Origin of the sequence: Bradyrhizobium sp. (genome assembly GCF_027307225.1) — a bacterium.
Lineage (GTDB): Bacteria > Pseudomonadota > Alphaproteobacteria > Rhizobiales > Xanthobacteraceae > Bradyrhizobium.
In genome coordinates, this window is sequence record NZ_DAHUXJ010000086.1 from 37,143 (window position 1) to 53,637 (window position 16,495).

The 16,495-nt window shown below is 62.1% G+C and carries 17 protein-coding genes; 10 read left to right on the forward strand and 7 right to left on the reverse strand.

Annotation, left to right across the window (positions count from 1 at the left end; all coding sequences use genetic code 11):
• Positions 1-340 precede the first annotated feature (340 nt).
• Complete coding sequence (locus tag M6D32_RS15090; protein WP_298257513.1) at positions 341-787, forward strand: hypothetical protein; 447 nt, start codon at positions 341-343, stop codon at positions 785-787.
• Positions 788-801: 14 nt separating this feature from the next.
• Here M6D32_RS15090 and M6D32_RS15095 read toward each other — a convergent pair whose 3' ends face one another.
• From M6D32_RS15095 to M6D32_RS15105, 3 genes are all read right to left on the reverse strand, one after another.
• Positions 802-1,233: a hypothetical protein gene (locus M6D32_RS15095; protein ID WP_298257514.1), complete on the reverse strand. Its 432-nt coding sequence runs from the start codon at positions 1,231-1,233 to the stop codon at positions 802-804.
• 358 nt (positions 1,234-1,591) lie between these two features.
• Positions 1,592-1,942 carry a DUF883 domain-containing protein gene (locus tag M6D32_RS15100; protein ID WP_298257516.1) on the reverse strand — a complete coding sequence of 117 codons (351 nt, stop codon included), beginning with the start codon at positions 1,940-1,942 and terminating at the stop codon, positions 1,592-1,594.
• A 99-nt stretch (positions 1,943-2,041) separates the two neighbouring features.
• A complete protein-coding gene (locus M6D32_RS15105; protein WP_298257518.1) occupies positions 2,042-3,154 on the reverse strand; it encodes an AI-2E family transporter in 1,113 nt (370 codons plus the stop codon).
• A gap of 196 nt (positions 3,155-3,350) precedes the next feature.
• Here M6D32_RS15105 and M6D32_RS15110 point away from each other — a divergent pair, with 196 nt between their 5' ends.
• The 3 genes from M6D32_RS15110 (at position 3,351) to M6D32_RS15120 (ending at position 5,108) form a co-directional block, all read left to right on the forward strand.
• Positions 3,351-4,169: a L,D-transpeptidase gene (locus M6D32_RS15110; RefSeq protein WP_298257520.1), complete on the forward strand. Its 819-nt coding sequence runs from the start codon at positions 3,351-3,353 to the stop codon at positions 4,167-4,169.
• Positions 4,170-4,197: 28 nt separating this feature from the next.
• Complete coding sequence (locus M6D32_RS15115) at positions 4,198-4,776, forward strand: DUF2865 domain-containing protein (protein ID WP_298257522.1); 579 nt, start codon at positions 4,198-4,200, stop codon at positions 4,774-4,776.
• Positions 4,777-4,952: 176 nt separating this feature from the next.
• Positions 4,953-5,108 carry a Thivi_2564 family membrane protein gene (locus M6D32_RS15120; protein WP_298257524.1) on the forward strand — a complete coding sequence of 52 codons (156 nt, stop codon included), beginning with the start codon at positions 4,953-4,955 and terminating at the stop codon, positions 5,106-5,108.
• A gap of 259 nt (positions 5,109-5,367) precedes the next feature.
• Here M6D32_RS15120 and M6D32_RS15125 read toward each other — a convergent pair whose 3' ends face one another.
• The 4 genes from M6D32_RS15125 to cysD all read right to left on the reverse strand — a co-directional run bounded on the left by M6D32_RS15125 (position 5,368) and on the right by cysD (position 10,722).
• Positions 5,368-5,568, reverse strand: coding sequence for a CsbD family protein (locus tag M6D32_RS15125; RefSeq protein WP_298257526.1), 201 nt, complete (start codon positions 5,566-5,568; stop codon positions 5,368-5,370).
• 99 nt (positions 5,569-5,667) lie between these two features.
• Positions 5,668-7,830 (reverse strand): malate synthase G, encoded by a 2,163-nt coding sequence (locus M6D32_RS15130; protein ID WP_298257528.1) that lies wholly within the window; start codon positions 7,828-7,830, stop codon positions 5,668-5,670.
• A gap of 160 nt (positions 7,831-7,990) precedes the next feature.
• Positions 7,991-9,907 (reverse strand): adenylyl-sulfate kinase, encoded by a 1,917-nt coding sequence (gene cysC, locus M6D32_RS15135; RefSeq protein ID WP_298257530.1) that lies wholly within the window; start codon positions 9,905-9,907, stop codon positions 7,991-7,993.
• A gap of 20 nt (positions 9,908-9,927) precedes the next feature.
• Positions 9,928-10,722 carry a sulfate adenylyltransferase subunit CysD gene (gene cysD, locus M6D32_RS15140; protein ID WP_298257613.1) on the reverse strand — a complete coding sequence of 265 codons (795 nt, stop codon included), beginning with the start codon at positions 10,720-10,722 and terminating at the stop codon, positions 9,928-9,930.
• Positions 10,723-10,976: 254 nt separating this feature from the next.
• Here cysD and cysG point away from each other — a divergent pair, with 254 nt between their 5' ends.
• The 6 genes from cysG (at position 10,977) to M6D32_RS15170 (ending at position 16,444) form a co-directional block, all read left to right on the forward strand.
• Positions 10,977-12,413 carry a siroheme synthase CysG gene (cysG, locus tag M6D32_RS15145; RefSeq protein ID WP_298257532.1) on the forward strand — a complete coding sequence of 479 codons (1,437 nt, stop codon included), beginning with the start codon at positions 10,977-10,979 and terminating at the stop codon, positions 12,411-12,413.
• Positions 12,410-12,727, forward strand: coding sequence for a DUF2849 domain-containing protein (locus M6D32_RS15150; protein ID WP_298257534.1), 318 nt, complete (start codon positions 12,410-12,412; stop codon positions 12,725-12,727). The genes cysG and M6D32_RS15150 overlap by 4 nt, the downstream gene beginning before the upstream one ends.
• A 12-nt stretch (positions 12,728-12,739) precedes the next feature.
• Positions 12,740-14,395 carry a nitrite/sulfite reductase gene (locus M6D32_RS15155; RefSeq protein WP_298257536.1) on the forward strand — a complete coding sequence of 552 codons (1,656 nt, stop codon included), beginning with the start codon at positions 12,740-12,742 and terminating at the stop codon, positions 14,393-14,395.
• Positions 14,382-14,894 (forward strand): DUF934 domain-containing protein, encoded by a 513-nt coding sequence (locus M6D32_RS15160; protein WP_298257538.1) that lies wholly within the window; start codon positions 14,382-14,384, stop codon positions 14,892-14,894. Before M6D32_RS15155 ends, M6D32_RS15160 begins: the two co-directional genes overlap by 14 nt.
• Before the next feature lie 35 nt (positions 14,895-14,929).
• On the forward strand, positions 14,930-15,634 hold the full coding sequence (locus M6D32_RS15165; protein WP_298257540.1) for a phosphoadenylyl-sulfate reductase: 705 nt from the start codon (positions 14,930-14,932) through the stop codon (positions 15,632-15,634).
• 249 nt (positions 15,635-15,883) lie between these two features.
• Positions 15,884-16,444 carry a CAP domain-containing protein gene (locus M6D32_RS15170; protein ID WP_298257615.1) on the forward strand — a complete coding sequence of 187 codons (561 nt, stop codon included), beginning with the start codon at positions 15,884-15,886 and terminating at the stop codon, positions 16,442-16,444.
• Positions 16,445-16,495 lie beyond the last annotated feature (51 nt).

A 16,495-nucleotide genomic window follows, 5' to 3' on the forward strand; every position in this document is an offset into this window, starting at 1 on the left:
CCCTGCGTGTGTGCAGTCCAATGAATTGAACGGGGGCAATGCGCCTCCGTTTCTAACGGGCCTGCCGGCCTCTCGTTTGGGACAACGTTCTCGGTCCGAGCGCGAAAGCCAAAAAATTGGGGGCGCGACTGGCATCACCACAGTCGCGCCCCGCATCGCCGGTCAATGGGGCAGGGGGGATAACCGGCTGCGGTGATGACGCGCGGCCCGAAAGATCGTTCCAGGCGCACCCGACTTTTTTCGAATTTTTAGCTGACATGGTTGCTGGAGCACGAAACCTTTTCGGGTGTGAACGGGTTGATAGGCTGCCATCAGGTCATTGAACCGCACGGGACAAGAAATGTCGCGGCTTATCATGGGGATAACGAGCGTGGTCGCGCTCTCGCTGGTTTCGGGCGCGGCGGAATTTGCACGTGGTCGCGACCTGCCGCTGATCGCAGGTAATCTGGCTGCTGGTAGGCACGCACCAATCACGCAGGGAATATCCATCTCATCCAATGTATCCCGGGAAGGTGCGTCTCGGGTCAATCGCGCCTCCAAGGCGGACCGCGCGGCGACGCAGGTTGGTGTAGTAGCATCGACGCGAACCGTTTCGTTGCAGCTCAACGGCTTCGCAGACACGAGCTTCCTCGTTCGCATTCCCGTGGCCATTGCCAGTCCGCCGGCAGCGGCTGCACCAACCGAGCCCGCCGCCATCCGCAGCAAGCTCGCGGTCGCGTGCGAGCCTGTCGTCAGCATCCTGACCGACGTCGCCAAGCGTCTTGGGCCCGGCCGCTGCATCACCTGACGCGAATAAATTACCTATTCAGCCGGCGCCTGATGCGAGGACGGCCGCTTGGCGAGCAAACCCAGCGCCAGGCCGCCTACCGCCAGAAGCGGCACCAGCCGTTTCACGCCGATGGCGCGGGCCGCCTGGATTCCGGCGGCAAGCACCATGGGATCGGCGAGCGCCGTCTGCAGCCCGGATTTTGCCGTCTCCTCGGCGTGGTGCCGGTCCTGGCTTTTCCGGATCGCGTAAATCACGATACCGATCACGGCGAGCACGAAGAAAATGGCCGCGCCTGTGAGACAGGCTGCGATCAGCCCATGGGTTTGCAGGACGTAGACGAAGGCCGCCGCACAGAGAAATGAAATCGTGACGAACGCGGCCAACGCGATCGCCGCGGCAAGCGACGTCATTCGGATCGCCACGCCCGTGGATTCCTTCAGGTCGTCGATCATGCGCACCAGCATTGATTGCCCTCGCCGACTAGAGCTCCGATTCCGAAGTTCGCAAGCTATTGCGGCCCCTCCGATGCGAACTTCGGAATCAAAGGAGCTCTAGCAACTTATTAATTCTAGTTCGGCTTCGAATTTGAAGTTCCAGTAACGAACTCACGGCGAAACTGATAGGAACTTCAAATTCGCCGCACTAGTGCTCCGATTCCGAAGTTCGTATCATATTGCGGCTCCACGTTTACGAACTTCGGAATCAAAGGAGCACTAGCCAATTATGTGATTCTAGTGCGGTTTAGAATTTGAAGTTCCTATGACGAAGTTACCGCGACACTGATAGGAACTTCAAATTCACCGCACTAGGCTGATCCTCGCTTTAGCGGCGCCACGTCATGCCAATCAGAAAACCAAGTCCGAGCGCAAGGCCCACCGTCGCCAGCGGGCGCTCCGCAATGACATCCTCCAGCGATTCCTCGGCCGACATGGCTGCGTCCTGGGCGGCGTTCAGCATCGCATTGCCGCGGTCGGAAAGATCGTCAACGGCCTGGTCGACACTGGCGCGGGCCTGCTTGTAGCCGCTGCGTGCCTGTTTGCGCGCAGAGCCTGCGATGGTGTTGAGCGCGTCGGTGATTTGTTCAGCAAGGTCGCTGATGTCATCCTTCACCTTCGCCACATCCTTCTCCAGGCGTTCGTAGCTTGCCTTATCCATCATGTCCTGCATTCCCATTTCTCCGTCGATGCTCCACCTTCGGATTGATCTCGAGATGAAAACGCTTCTCGCGTGACGAAGTTCCCGTAACGAAACTTCGTATGCATTTATGTTGGCCTACGGCAGCTGCGGCGAGTTCGACGTCGACAAGTGATCGCGCAGGATCAGCGACACGATCAGAAGCGGAGACGACAGAAACGCGCCCATCGGCCCCCACAGCCAGGTCCAGAACGCCAGCGACACGAAGACGGCGAGCGCGTTCAACTCGAGCCTGCGACCGATGATGGTCGGCGTGACGAAATGGCCTTCGAGAAACGTGATCCCTGCAAAAGCGAGCGGCGCAATCAAGCCCGCCCCTATCGTCGGCATGGCCATCACGCCCACCAGCGCCAGGACCGCAAACATCGCGACCGGCCCGAGGATTGGAAGATAATTTAGCGTTGCAGCGAGCGCGCCGAGCCCGGCCGGATTCGGCATGCCGGTCACCCAGCAGATCAATCCGGTCGTTGCGCCGACGCCCATATTGATCAGCGTCACCGTCAAAAGATAGCCACCGAGATGCTCTTCGATGGCGTTGAGAACGCGAAGCGCGCGCAGCCGCGACTCGTGGCTGGTGAAGGTCATGACCAGAGCCCGCCGCAGGTCCGGCCAACTCGCGATGAAGAGAATGAGGGTTGCGATGAACAGCAGGAATTCCGTGAAAGTCGGCGGCAGGAATTCCACTGCCGATTGCATCCATTCGAGTTTGGGCATCTGAAATGGCGCCGTCGAGAACGTATCCGTCACGCCGAGCATGCCCTGAAACTCGTGCCAGAGCGCGAGCGGACGGTCGAAGATGTGGAGCTTGTCCTTGAGCAGGTTGGCGAGTTCGGGCAGCCGCCCGGTCCATTGCATCACCGGCGACGAAATCAGTCCGACGATGAAGGAGACGCCGGCACCGACGGCGCCCACGATCAGAACGGCCGACAAGGCGCGGGGCATTCGACGCCGTTCGAGGAAGCTAGCCGCCGGCGACAACATGGTGCCGACCACGAACGCCGCCACCAGAGGCAGGAAGAACGCCTTGGCGACGTAAAGGACGGCCACGACGCTGATGACGAGCAGCGCGACCAGAACAAATGCAATGACGTCGGTGCGTCGAATTCTCGGCGACGGCTCGGTGTCGTGATCCGGCCCAGATGGGCGCGCGGCGTCGCTGGCCGGCGCACGTTCGTTGGGAAGCACACGCAACTACAGCTCCGATCCCGCACGCAGCGTTTGAGCGAGACAAAGCGTCCGCCGGCTAAAAGTTCCATCGCGCAGATGTGAGCCGTCGAATTCTTGACAGCGGCATCTGGCCATGATCGGCGGCGGAACCGGACTTCGCGATCCGCGTTTGTTGAGGCGAACAATATCTGCGCGACACGCGCCACAGCGGGGGCAAATCATGACACAGCGATCCGAACGGACCCGTCGGCCGATGCCCGAGCCGCGGCTTCGAATTTCCAGCTTGCTTCTGATCGCAGGCGCGCTTGCATGCGCGCCGTCGCTTCTCGTGAGCAGGGCCGATGCCCAGGTGCTGAACTATGCGCCGCCGTCTTCATCGGCTTTTCCGTCGGATGATGTCTCGGCTGGAGTTGTGGCAGCGCCGGACGATTTTGCAGAAGCTGGCCCCTCCGCGCTTCCGGAGCGGCTGCGCCGAACGACGGTGGATCTCAATACCAGAGAGGCGCCGGGCACGATCGTCATCGATACCGGCAACACCGTGCTCTATTACGTCCTTGGGCAAGGTCGCGCGATCCGCTACGGGGTCGGCGTCGGCCGCGAAGGATTCACCTGGTCTGGCGTGCAGACCATTTCCAACAAGGCGGAATGGCCGGACTGGCATCCGCCGGCGCAGATGATTGCCCGCCAACCCTATTTGCCGCGCTTCATGGCCGGCGGCCCCGGCAATCCGCTCGGCGCCCGTGCCATGTATCTCGGCGCCAGCGAATACCGCATCCACGGCACCAACGATCCCACGACCATCGGAAAGTTCGTCTCCAGCGGCTGCATCCGCCTGACCAATGAGGATGTGACCGATCTGTTCAATCGCGTCAGCGTCGGCACCAAGGTGGTGGTGATGCCGAAAAACGCCATCCATCTCGTATCCAGGCCGCTCGCCGGCCGCAATGCGGCCTCGTTCGCTTCGCAGCCTCGGGCGGAGGTGACGACCTTGCGCACCGGGCGCCAGGCGCTGAACCTTTCGACGGCCACCATCTACTGAAGACGGGCCCGCACTCGGAGGCGAACCCATGAGCAAGCGGAAGATGGCATTGGGCGGCGCGGTCGCTCTGGTCGCAGTGACTGCTGCGCCGGCAGCGCTGGCACAGGACTTTTTCTCGGCTCTGTTCGGCGCGTTCGGCGTTCAACGTCCGCAGCCGCGAGTCCAGAGCTATGGTGGCACGCAGGCCTATTGCGTGCGGACTTGCGACGGACGCTATTTTCCGATTTCGAGCACTGGCAACCAGAGCCGTGCAGCTTCATGCAAGAGCTTCTGTCCGGCCAGCGAGACCAAGGTGGCTTATGGCGGCACTATCGACAATGCCGTCACCGAAGACGGCAAGCCCTATTCCGAACTGCCCAATGCCTTCCGTTATCGCGAGGAGTTCGTCGCCGGCTGTACCTGCAACGGCAAGGATACGGTCGGTCTTGCCAAGGTAGAGATCGAGGACGATACGACCCTGCGCAAGGGCGACTTTGTCGCCGGTCCGGACGGGCTGATGGTGGCAGGACACGGCCCTGACCGGCGCGGCGCCTCGCTCAGCTTCTCACCTGCGCCGGACTCGATCAGGTCGCATTATCAGCGCATGCCGGTGGTCGCGAGACAGTAGCGTCGTTCAAGCCGCGCGGACCGCCTTCTGGCGCAATGCAGCGCCTTCGTTGCGCTCATGCGACTGATCCTGCTGGCATATTCGTATGCTGTTCCAGGCGCGGAACCGGTCAACTGGCTTGCGCGTTGAAGCCGGCGACCGACGTCTTCATCTCGCGTGTATCCAGGGGAACTTACATGCTCATCAGTGCGCTTGTGACCTTCGTTGTCATCATTCTGATCCTGTATCTCGTCAACCTCTTGCCGCTCGATGGCCGCGCCAAGCAGATTGTGCGCGTCATCGTGGTGATTATCGGCATCCTGTCGCTGCTCAAATATATTGCGGTGTTCTAGCGGTCCGATTCTAACATTCGCATTCCTTCTCAGCGGGCACCATTGCGAATGTTAGAATCAAAGGACCACTAGCAAATTCAACATGCTAGTGGAGTTTAGGATTTGACATTCGCTATGCGGGTTCGCGGCAAGGCGGGTAGCGAATGTCAAATCCACTCCACTAGCGTTTTTGCTTCGACGGATATGCCATGACCAAAAGCCCCGGTGAGGACCGGGGCTTTTTCGTGGGCTCTTCAAGCAGGCCGGCTTGCAACGAGCGCTACTTCAGCGTCCTGAACCAGTCGTCGACGTCCTTGTGGATCTGTTCTTTGGCGAAGCCATAGCGTTGCTGCAACTTGCCTTCGAGTTGTTCGCGGCGGCCTTCTATGACGTTGAGATCGTCATCGGTGAGCTTGCCCCACTTTTCCTTCGCCATCCCTCTGATCTGCTTCCAGTTACCCTGGACCTGGTTCCAATCCATCGCCATCCTCCGCTGTTGTCTGGGATGGCATCTAAACGAATATGGGTGTCACTCGTTCCACTTTGCTATTCCAGGCCATGTTCGGCCAGTTATTGAATCTCAGCCCGCCGCCTTGGCCTCGCGCCGCCGCGCGGTGAGAATGTATTCGGTGTAGCCGTTCGGCTGTTCGCGGCCCTTGAAGACGAGATCGCATGCCGCCTTGAAGGCGACACCATCGAAGCCGGGCGCCATCGGCTTGTAGAGCGCATCGCCCTTGTTCTGACCGTCCACGACCACCGCCATGCGCTTGAGCGAATCCATCACCTGCTCGCTGGTGACGACGCCGTGACGCAGCCAGTTTGCCAAATGCTGGCTCGAGATGCGCAAGGTCGCGCGATCTTCCATCAGGCCGATGTCGTGAATGTCCGGCACCTTCGAGCAGCCGACGCCTTGATCGATCCAGCGCACGACGTAACCGAGAATGCCCTGGCAATTGTTGTCGATCTCCTGCCGGACGTCATCGGGCGCCCAGTTCGATTTCGAAACCGGGATGGTGAGGATATCGGATAGCCTGGCGCGCGGGCCGCCCTTGGTGAGCTCCTGCTGGCGCGCCAGCACGTTGACCTGATGGTAATGCAGCGCATGCAGCGTCGCCGCCGTCGGCGAAGGCACCCACGCCGTGGTCGCGCCGGCCTGCGGATGGCCGATCTTCTGCGCCAGCATGTCCGCCATCTTGTCGGGCGCCGCCCACATGCCCTTGCCGATCTGGGCGTGGCCGGGCAAGCCGTCGATCAATCCATTGTCGACGTTCCAGTCCTCATAGGCCTTGATCCAGGGCTGCGCCTTCATCTCGTTCTTGCGGATCATCGGACCCGCTTCCATCGAGGTATGGATCTCGTCGCCGGTGCGGTCGAGGAAGCCGGTGTTGATGAAGACGATGCGCTTTGACGCCTGCTGAATGCAGCCCTTGAGGTTGATCGTGGTGCGGCGCTCCTCGTCCATGATGCCGACCTTCAGGGTGTTTTCCGGCAAGGACAGCATTTTCTCGACGCGCGCGAACAGTTCGCACGTAAATGCGACCTCGTCCGGCCCGTGCATCTTCGGCTTGACGATATAGACCGAGCCGGTGCGGCTGTTGCGCAGTTTGGAAAAGCCCTTGAGATCGTGGATCGCAAGCAGGCCGGAGACGGCGGCATCCAGCATGCCTTCGGGAATTTCCGCGCCCGACGCATCGAGGACCGCATCGGTAAACATGTGGTGGCCGACATTGCGCATCAGCAGCAGGCTGCGGCCGTGGAGCTTGAGCTCTTTGCCGTCGCCCGTCGTGTAGACCCGGTCGGCGTTGAGCGAACGCGTCAGTTTCTTGCCGCCTTTTTCAAACTCAGCCGACAGCGAGCCATTCATCAGGCCGAGCGTGTTGCGATAGACCTCTACCTTGTCCTCGGCGTCGACGGTGGCAACGCTGTCTTCCATATCGAGAATGGTGCTGACCGCAGCTTCCATCATCACGTCGGCGACGCCTGCAGGATCGCCCTTGCCGATCATGTGGCTGCGATCGATCTGGAGCTCGATGTGCAGGCCGTTGTTGACCAGCAGGATCGCCGAAGGCGAAGCGGCATCGCCGCGATAGCCGGCGAACTGAGCATTGGACTTCAGCGTGGTGGCGTTGCCGTCTTTCAGCTTGGCCGAAAGTTTGCCGCCGGCGACAGAATAGGCGACGATGTCGGCGTGGCGGCCGGCCGCGAGCGGGGCGGCCTGGTCAAGGAAGGTCTTGGCCTTCGCCACCACCTTGTCGCCGCGCGCCTGGTCGTAGCCCTTTCCGCTTTCGCTTGCGTCATGCGGAATCGCGTCGGTGCCGTAGAACGCGTCGTAAAGGCTGCCCCAGCGCGCGTTGGCGGCGTTCAGCGCATAGCGCGCATTGGTGAGCGGCACCACGAGCTGCGGTCCGCAGATCTTGCCGATTTCCTCGTCGACATCAGTGGTCTCGACCTTGTGCGTCGCCGGTTCCGGCCGAAGGTAGCCGATCTCCTTCAGGAATGCCGTGTAAGCGTTGAGGTCGAGCGGTTTGCCCTTGTGGGCGCGGTGCCAGTCGTCGATCTTCGCCTGCAATCCGTTGCGGATTGCGAGAAGTTCGCGATTTTTCGGCGCCAGACCGCGAACGATGGCGGCAAGCCCGGCCCAGAACGCATCGGCTGCGACACCGGTTTTCGGGGCGGCCTCTTTGGCGATGAAATCGAACAGAACGGGGGCAATCTTCAGGCCGTGGGCGTCGATACGCGTCATGGATTTTTCCCGCAAGAGACCGCGCCGGGAAGCGCCGTCGATTTTGTTAATTTCAGGAACAAAAAAACGCGCAAAAAGGCGCGAAGTTCGACGCCTTTTAGCGCTAAAGCAGGTCTAAAGAAAAGCCTTTCGGCGGCTTCTCAGGCCGATCCTGGCGGGCTCAAATATTAGCAGCCAGATCAATGACTTCGTCAAACAGGACGCCGGTCTCCAGCAACATGCGCTCGACCGTCTCGGCCGCTTCGGCTATCGCCTGGCCGGAGGTATCGATGACAAGCTCGCATTGGGCCGGTGGCTCATAGTCGTTGGTAATGCCGGTGAATGCCGGCAAATTGCCCGCTCGCGCCTTGGCATAGTGGCCCTTCGGATCGCGGCTTTCGCAGACCTCGGCCGGCGTCGCGACGTGAATTTCGCGAAACGCGGTGTCGGCGATCCGGCGCGCAGCGTCGCGGTCCTCGCGCGAGGGCGAGACGGCGGCGACGATCGCGATGTGCCCATTGCGGGCGAGATGGGTGGCAACCTCGGCGAGCCGTCGGATATTCTCGCTGCGGTCCTGTGCCGAGAAGCCGAGGTCGCGGTTGAGGCTGGCGCGCACGGTATCGCCATCCAGCAGAATCGGCGAGCCGCCGCGGTCGAACAGTCGCCGCTCCAGCGCGCGCGCCAGCGTCGATTTTCCGGAAGCCGGCAGGCCTGTCAGCCAGACCACCGCGCCGTGGTGGCGATAGCGGGCCGAGCGCTCGTCCGGCCTGAGAGCCGATTCCACCGGCACGATATCGACCGGCACCGCGCGCTGTCCGGCATCCACCGACAGCACCAGTCCGCCGCCAGCGATGCGGCCGTTGACCTCGATCACGAGGCGGCCGGTCCGTGGATTGTCGGCATAGGCGTCGGCGGCGACCGGTTGCGCCAGCGCGATATCGATCTCGCCGACATGGTTGCGCGCAATCGAGGTGTTCTCGACGCTCGACAACGCGCCGGGATCGACCGCCTTGTCGATCGCCACGACGCTTGCGCGGCTTTCGCGCGTGTTCAGCCGCACCAGGATCTGGTCGCCTTTGCCAAGCGGCTTGTCGTGCAGCCAGAAGATGCGCGCATGAATTCGCCGTGTGTCGCGCGGGGCCGATGCGGTGTGCGCGATGACATCGCCTCGCTCGAGGAACAGTTCACGATCGAGCGTGATGCCGACCGAGCGGCCCGCGGTCTGGACGCCTTTGACGGGCGTCACCGGCCAGCTTTCGACGGTCTTGATCTTGGCGATCTTTCCCGCCGGCATGATGACGATCTCGTCGCCGCTCGCCAGCCGCCCGGATTCAATCCGTCCCGCCACGATGCGGCGGTCGTCGAATTTGTAGATCGCCTGGACAGGCAGCCGCAGCGCCAGTTGTTCCGGCGGCTGGGCGGGCTGAAGCGCGTCGAGCGCCTCGACCACGGTGGGCCCGCGATACCAGCGGATTCGCGGCGACAATGTCGCTACGCCATCGCCGTCGCGCGCGGAGATCGGGATGACCGCAAGCGGTGTGACGCCAAGGCCGGTCAGATGCGCGGAAATCTCGTCGCGGATCTCACCAAACCGTGCCTCGCTGAAATCGACCCGGTCCATCTTGTTGACGACGACGGCGACCTGTTTGACGCCGAGAAGATGCAGGAGGTAGCCGTGGCGCCGGGTCTGGTCGCGCACGCCTTCCAGCGCATCGATGATCAGGACCGCGCCGTCTGCCTGCGAGGCACCGGTGATCATGTTGCGCAGGAATTCGGCGTGGCCGGGGGCATCGATCAGCACCACATCGCGCGAGCGCGTGCGGAAGCGGATCTGCGTGGTGTCGATGGTGATGCCCTGGTCGCGCTCGGTTTGCAATGCGTCGAGCAGGAACGACCATTCGAACGGCATGCCGCGCCGCGCGCTGACTTCCTTCAGCATCTCGAGCTTGCCGTCCGGCAGGCTGCCGGTTTCGTGCAGCAGCCTTCCGACCAGCGTCGACTTGCCATGATCGACATGGCCGACAATGACGATGCGCACCTGCGCACGGGTGATGCTGTTCGGAAGCGTCGACAACTCGGCAAGGGCGGGCATATTCATGGCAAATCCAGCGTAAGATTCTACAGATAGCCGGCGACGCGCAGCCGCTCGAAGGCGTCCTCGGTCTCGTGGTCGAGCGAGCGGCCCGCGCGCTCCGGCACCTTGGTGCTTTCGAGTTCGAGCAGGATTTCCTCGATGCTCGACGCAGTCGAAGCCACCGGAAAGGTGATGTCGGCATCGCCGAGCGAGCGATAGCGCTTGCCGCCTTTGGCGAGATAAAGCGGAATGATCGGAATGTTTTCGCGCTTCGTGTAGGCCCAGATATCGGCCTCGGTCCACTGCAGGATGGGATGGATGCGCAAGTGTGCGCCCGGCGGCGGCGAGGCGTTGAACTGGTCCCAGAATTCCGGCGGCTGGTCGCGCACGTCCCATCCGCCTTCAGTGCCGCGCGGCGAAAACACGCGCTCCTTGGCGCGCGTCGCTTCCTCGTCGCGGCGAATGCCGGCGATCAATCCATCGAAGCCATACTTGGCGAGCGCAAGCTTGAGGCCTTCGGTCTTGCGGGCGGCTGATCGCGCTGCCGGCGGCAGCGTCGGATCGACGGCATCGATCGGCGGGCAGGGCTCGATTTTAAGATCAAGTCCCCATTCCTTGCCGTAGATGTCGCGGAAGGCGTACATCTCCGGAAACTTCTTGCCGGTATCGACGTGGAGCGCTGGAAACGGCACGCGGCCGAAGAACGCCTTCCGTGCAAGCCAGATCATCACGTTTGAATCTTTACCGAGCGACCACAGCAGCGCGAGCTTCTTCAGCCGTGCAAAAGCCTCACGGAAGATGTAGATGCTCTGCGCTTCGAGCGCGTCGAGGTGATCCATGGAGGGCGCCAGAGCCGGCTTTTGGCTCGAATTTTGCGTGAGCGAGAGGGCGTTGGCCGGGAGCTCGCGATGCACCCTGTTTTGCACGTAACTGTCTTCGAGAAGATGCATCTACGAACCCTTGGCCTTACGAAGTGAAAATTCTATAGTGGCGTTGCTCAAGAGAAGAAAAAATCTTCTCTTTGCGAGCCGTAGATGACACATATATAGAAAATAATTCCAGTCAACCGGGAAGTTCCGGAAGCGGGCACAGCATGCGATTTCTGCCGGTCTTTCTCGATGTGCAACGCGGCGTGGTTTTGCTCGCAGGCGCGGGCGACCTGGCGCGCGCCAAGCTGCGTGTGCTGGCGTCTGCCGGCGCGCAAGTTCGCTGGTACACGACCGATGGCAACCATGACCTCGGCGGTCTTGGCGCGGACGAGGCCGCGCGGGTTGAACTCGCGGCGGGTGATCCGCTGACCGCCGAATTGAGCGGCGTTGTGGCTATCGTTTGCGCCGGCGCGGGCGATACGGGTGCGGCGTTGTCGTCGCGGGCCCAGGCTTTGGGGCTGCCCGTCAACGTAATGGACGATCTCGAACATTCCACTTTCATTTTTCCGGCGATCGTCGATCGCGGCGATGTCGTGGTCGCGGTCGGCACCGGTGGCACTTCGCCGGTGGTGGCGCGCCGCGTGCGCGAGCGTATCGAAGCGCTGCTGCCTGCCCGTCTCGGTGAACTCGCTTCCTTCGTTGGCCGCTGGCGCAAGGCGATCCATGATGTGATTCCGGAGTTCGGGCTGCGCCGCCGATTCTGGGAGCGCGTCGTCGACGGCCCGATCGGCGCGCTTGTTCTTTCCGGACGCGCGGACGAGGCGGAAAGCGCGCTGAAGAATATTAGCGATGCGTCTGCGTTCACCGGCCGTCTGGCGTCGGGTGACGCGGCGGGAAGCGTGACGCTGGTTGGTGCTGGTCCCGGCGACCCCGATCTGCTCACCGTCAAGGCGCTGCGGGCGCTGCAGGATGCAGACGTCATTTTCTACGACGAACTGGTCAACCCGGAAATTCTCGACCGTGCCCGCCGCGATGCAGGCCGTATCCCGGTAGGCCGGCGCGTCGGCAAACCGGGAATTGGCCAGGACGCCATCAACCAGCTTCTGATCGAAGCGGCGCGCGCAGGTAAGCGCGCGGTGCGGCTGAAGGGCGGCGACTCTTTCATCTTCGGCCGCGGCGGCGAGGAGGTCGAGGCACTGCGCCAGGCGAACGTCGCCTATTCGGTCATTCCAGGAATCACCGCCGGTCTTGGCGCTGCCGCGCAATTCGAAGTGCCGCTCACCTTCCGTCACGAAGCGCTGCGCGTCACCTTCCTGACCGCGCACAAGGCCAGCGACGCCGAGATGGTTGATTGGTCGACCTTAACCGATGTCGCGATGACCATCGTGGTCTATATGGGCATGACAGCGGCGCCGTCGGTGCGCGCTGGACTGCTGGCCGCCGGACGCTCGCCGCAGACCCCGGTCGGGGTGTTCGCGCGCGCCACCCGCAGCGACGCCGCGGCCGCGATCGGCACCCTTGATGAATTGCCAGGCCTCATCGAAAAGGTCGTCGGCGGTCCCGCCATCCTCATCATCGGCGACGTGGTTGCGCATTCGGCGCCCGCACGTCGTCAACAACTCACCCAACTTGCCTCCTTTTTTCAGGTTGCCGCCGAATGACATCTCCGCTTGAACAAAAAATCCGGATCACCGGACCCTCGATGGTCACCGCCAACCGCACTGCTGACGGCGCGGTGATTTATCGCAACGCTGCCCAAGGCTGGTCGACCGACCTGTCGGATGCCGCGATCGTGCGTAACGTCGACGAGGCGCGGGCGTTGCTGGCCGAGGCGGTCGCCGACGACGTCGGTGCGGTCGGGCCCTATATCGCACCCGTCAGCGTCAAGGACGGCGAGACCGTCAAGCCCGGCAATTTGCGCGAACATATCCGGCAGAGCGGCCTCACCATCGATCTGCTTCCGGTTTCGGCATAGGACCCGTCTGTCATGTACGCGTATGACGAACTCGACCGAACGCTGCTCAACGAACGTGTTGAGGAGTTTCGCGACCAGGTGAAGCGGCGCCTGTCGGGCGAACTCACCGAGGACGAATTCAAGATGCTGCGGTTGCAGAACGGCGTCTATCTGCAATTGCACGCCTATATGTTCCGCGTTGCGATTCCCTACGGCACCCTGTCCTCAAAGCAGTTGCGGGGCCTGGCGCATGTGGCGCGAACCTACGACCGCGGGTACGGCCACTTCACCACGCGGCAGAACATCCAGTACAACTGGATCAAGCTCGCCGAACTGCCGGATGCGCTCGCCTCTCTTGCCGAAGTCGGCATTCATTCGATGCAGACCTCGGGCAACAACACGCGCAACGTCACGTCCGATCAGTGGGCGGGCGTGGCGCCGGGCGAGATCGAGGATCCTCGCATCTGGTCGGAATTGCTGCGGCAATATACGACGTTGCATCCCGAGTTCTCGTTCCTGCCGCGCAAGTTCAAGTTTGCGATCACGGCTTCGGCACACGACCGCGCCGCGATCAAGATTCACGATATCGGGCTGCGCCTGCATCGCAATGCGCAAGGCGAGATCGGATTCGAGGTTCTGGTCGGCGGCGGATTGGGCCGCACGCCGTTCATTGCCAAGACGATCAGGCCGTTCGTCCACGGCCGCGATCTGCTCAGCTACGTCGAGGCGATCCTGCGCGTCTACAATCAATACGGGCGACGCGACAACATCTACAAGGCGCGCATCAAGATCCTGGTGCACGAGCTTGGTGTCGAGAAATTCGCCGCCGAAGTCGAGGAAGAATGGCGCGCGATGGGCGAGAGTGCGCTGACGCTGGACGATGGCGTCATCGAGGAAATCCGCTCGCGTTTCAGTTATCCGGCTTATGAGAAACTGCCGCACATGCCGGAAGAGCTGAAGAAGGCCGCGCAGGTTCCGCCGTTCGAGCGCTGGCGGCGCAATTCCGTGTTCACGCACAAAGTGCAGGGCTATTCGATCGTAACGATATCGCTCAAGCCGGTGGGCGCGCCACCCGGCGATGCCACGGCCGAGCAAATGGACGCATTGGCCGACCTTGCCGACAAATACTCGTTCGGCGAGATTCGTGTTGGCCATGAGCAGAATCTGGCGCTGCCCCATGTCGCCAAACGCGACCTGCCGGCCTTGTGGAAGGCGCTGGACAAGCTCGGGCTGGCGACGCCGAACGTCAACCTCGTCTCCGACATCATCGCCTGTCCGGGCCTGGATTACTGCTCGCTGGCGAATGCGCGCTCGATTCCGATTGCGCAGGAACTGACGCGCCGTTTCGCCAATCCCGACACTGCCGAGCTGATCGGCCGGCTGCACATCAACATTTCCGGCTGCATCAATGCCTGCGGCCATCATCACGTCGGCCATATCGGCATCCTTGGCGTCGAGAAGAACGGCGAGGAATTTTATCAGATCACGATCGGCGGCCGTGCCGACGAGCATGCCGAACTCGGCATGCTGATTGGTCCCGCGGTGCCTTACGGCGAAGTCGCCGACGTGGTCGAGGACATTGTCGAAGCTTATCTCGCGCTGCGCGAACGCCCCGACGAGCTTTTTGTCGATACGGTGAAACGGCTCGGCGTCGAACCTTTCAAGGAGCGGGTCTATGCCACTCGTTAAGAACGGAAAAACCGCAACTGACATCTTTGTCCATGTCGCTGACGGTGCGCAATTGCCGGGCGACGGTGCCGTCCTGGTTTCGGCCGCGCGGTTTCTCGAGGACCCGGAAGGGATGTTGAAGCGCGCCGGCAAACTCGGCGTTATCTGGCCGAACAATCGCGACGTCGACGATCTCGTGCCCTATCTCGACCGGCTTGCGGTGGTCGCGCTGGTATTTCCGACTTTCCGCGATGGCCGTGCCTACAGCCAGGCCCGCCTCCTGCGCGAGCGCTATGGCTATGACGGCGAGTTGCGCGCCACTGGACAGGTGCTGCGCGACCAGTTCATGTTCATGCTGCGCGCGGGCTTTGACGCGCTCGAAGCCAAAAAGCAAAGCGACGTCGAGGCGTTCGCGCTCACATCGAAGCGTTACTCGGTATTCTATCAGCCGACCGGCGACGGCAGGCTCACCGCGCTGCACCGGCGGATGCAGCAGCGTCACTCGGAGAGCGCGCGCTAATGGCGATGACGGTGAGTGAGCTTGCGGAGCCCATCATGGACGAGACTGCGGCGGCAAAAAAGGCCGCGACGCTCGACGAGGCGCTGCATCGCGCGACCCCCTCGGAAGTGATTGAGGGCGCGCTCCGCATCGTCGGCCGCGAGCGCCTGGCGGTGGTATCCTCGTTCGGCACGGAATCGGCGGCGCTCCTTAAGGTCATGGCCGATGTCGACCCGGCGATCCCCGTGATCTTTCTCGACACCGGGTGGCTGTTCGAGGAGACGCTCGCCTATCGCGATACGCTGATTGAAAAGCTCGGCTTACGCGACGTCCGTTCAATCAAGCCGCTGGAAGAAACCTTGCATCGCGAGGATCCGGACAAAGAACTATGGTTTTCCGATCCCGATGCATGCTGCCGGATTCGCAAAGTAGAACCGCTGCAGCGCGCGCTGGCGCCGTTCGATGCCTGGATCAGCGGCCGCAAGCGTTTTCAGGGCGGCCTGCGCGCGGCCATGCCGATGGTCGAGGCCGATGGCGTCAGGCTCAAATTCAATCCGTTTGCCACGATCTCGCCGGCTGAGATCGAGGCGATCTACGCTGGGGCGAAGCTGCCGCCGCATCCGCTGGTGGCTTCCGGCTTCCGATCCATGGGGTGCATGCCCTGCACCAGCCGGACGCTGCCGGGCGAGGACGGCCGCGATGGGCGCTGGCGTGGCAGGTCCAAGACCGAATGCGGGATCCATACCGTCACGACGGGCTGAAGCTCGCATTGCAGCCCAGCTAACCGCAAAAAGGCCGCGCCGTTCACCTTTCAGCCACGGTTGGCATGCAACAACCCCCGAAACCTTTGGGGGATTCTTAAGAGAATGCGCGTGCCAGCGCCCACTTTCCGAAGTTCTTGTTATACCTCAGCACCCACCTTCCACGAACTTCGGAAAGTTATGGGCTCTGGCATATCTGTGATCCCGGTGCCGCTTTCCCATTTGAAGTTCCTGGACGGAATTCGCCGCTTGTTCTGCAGCAACTTCAAATGGACGGCACCGGCCGCGGTGATCGGATTATTGGTGCTTGGCGGCTGCGCATCGGAGGCTCCGGTGGAGCAGCCGAGCATGTATCTCAACATGACCGAACCCGGTGCGAAGCTCGACGCCGAGGCCGCAGCGACGATGATTTCGCTCTATCGCAAGAACAACGGCGTCGGCGCCGTCGTCATCGATCCCGAGTTGATGAGGATCGCGGAAGCCCAGTCCGACGCCATGGCAAGCCGCAACAAGCTTGATCATGACGTCAAGGCACCGTTGCCGAAACGCCTGCAAGCGGCCGGATATCCCTCGACGCTTGCGGTCGAAAATGTGTCAGCCGGTTACCATACGCTGGCCGAGGCTTTTTCGGGTTGGCGGGATTCGCCGCCGCACCGGGCCAATATGCTGCAAAACGGTGTCACAAAGATGGGCATCGCGGCGAGCTATGCTCCGAATACCAAATACAAGGTGTTCTGGACGCTCATCCTTGCAACCACTGAGCCGCGCGAACAGGTTGGCATACCAATTCCTACCCGCCGCGCCAATTGACGCGGTCGCGAACTGACGGTACGCCGCAGTTCTCCGGATGACCCAATGGAG

What these genes read in the sequence shown, in the direction of transcription:
- M6D32_RS15100 (WP_298257516.1), bottom strand. Translation starts at nt 1,942, where the DNA reads ATGGGAATGCAGGACATGATGGATAAGGCAAGCTACGAACGCCTGGAG.
- M6D32_RS15165 (WP_298257540.1), top strand. Translation starts at nt 14,930, where the DNA reads ATGGACGAGACTGCGGCGGCAAAAAAGGCCGCGACGCTCGACGAGGCG.
- cysG (WP_298257532.1), top strand. Translation starts at nt 10,977, where the DNA reads ATGCGATTTCTGCCGGTCTTTCTCGATGTGCAACGCGGCGTGGTTTTG.
- M6D32_RS15090 (WP_298257513.1), top strand. Translation starts at nt 341, where the DNA reads ATGTCGCGGCTTATCATGGGGATAACGAGCGTGGTCGCGCTCTCGCTG.
- M6D32_RS15155 (WP_298257536.1), top strand. Translation starts at nt 12,740, where the DNA reads ATGTACGCGTATGACGAACTCGACCGAACGCTGCTCAACGAACGTGTT.
- M6D32_RS15115 (WP_298257522.1), top strand. Translation starts at nt 4,198, where the DNA reads ATGAGCAAGCGGAAGATGGCATTGGGCGGCGCGGTCGCTCTGGTCGCA.
- M6D32_RS15130 (WP_298257528.1), bottom strand. Translation starts at nt 7,830, where the DNA reads ATGACGCGTATCGACGCCCACGGCCTGAAGATTGCCCCCGTTCTGTTC.
- M6D32_RS15150 (WP_298257534.1), top strand. Translation starts at nt 12,410, where the DNA reads ATGACATCTCCGCTTGAACAAAAAATCCGGATCACCGGACCCTCGATG.
- cysC (WP_298257530.1), bottom strand. Translation starts at nt 9,907, where the DNA reads ATGAATATGCCCGCCCTTGCCGAGTTGTCGACGCTTCCGAACAGCATC.
- M6D32_RS15125 (WP_298257526.1), bottom strand. Translation starts at nt 5,568, where the DNA reads ATGGATTGGAACCAGGTCCAGGGTAACTGGAAGCAGATCAGAGGGATG.
- M6D32_RS15160 (WP_298257538.1), top strand. Translation starts at nt 14,382, where the DNA reads ATGCCACTCGTTAAGAACGGAAAAACCGCAACTGACATCTTTGTCCAT.
- cysD (WP_298257613.1), bottom strand. Translation starts at nt 10,722, where the DNA reads ATGGATCACCTCGACGCGCTCGAAGCGCAGAGCATCTACATCTTCCGT.
- M6D32_RS15095 (WP_298257514.1), bottom strand. Translation starts at nt 1,233, where the DNA reads ATGCTGGTGCGCATGATCGACGACCTGAAGGAATCCACGGGCGTGGCG.
- M6D32_RS15110 (WP_298257520.1), top strand. Translation starts at nt 3,351, where the DNA reads ATGACACAGCGATCCGAACGGACCCGTCGGCCGATGCCCGAGCCGCGG.
- M6D32_RS15120 (WP_298257524.1), top strand. Translation starts at nt 4,953, where the DNA reads ATGCTCATCAGTGCGCTTGTGACCTTCGTTGTCATCATTCTGATCCTG.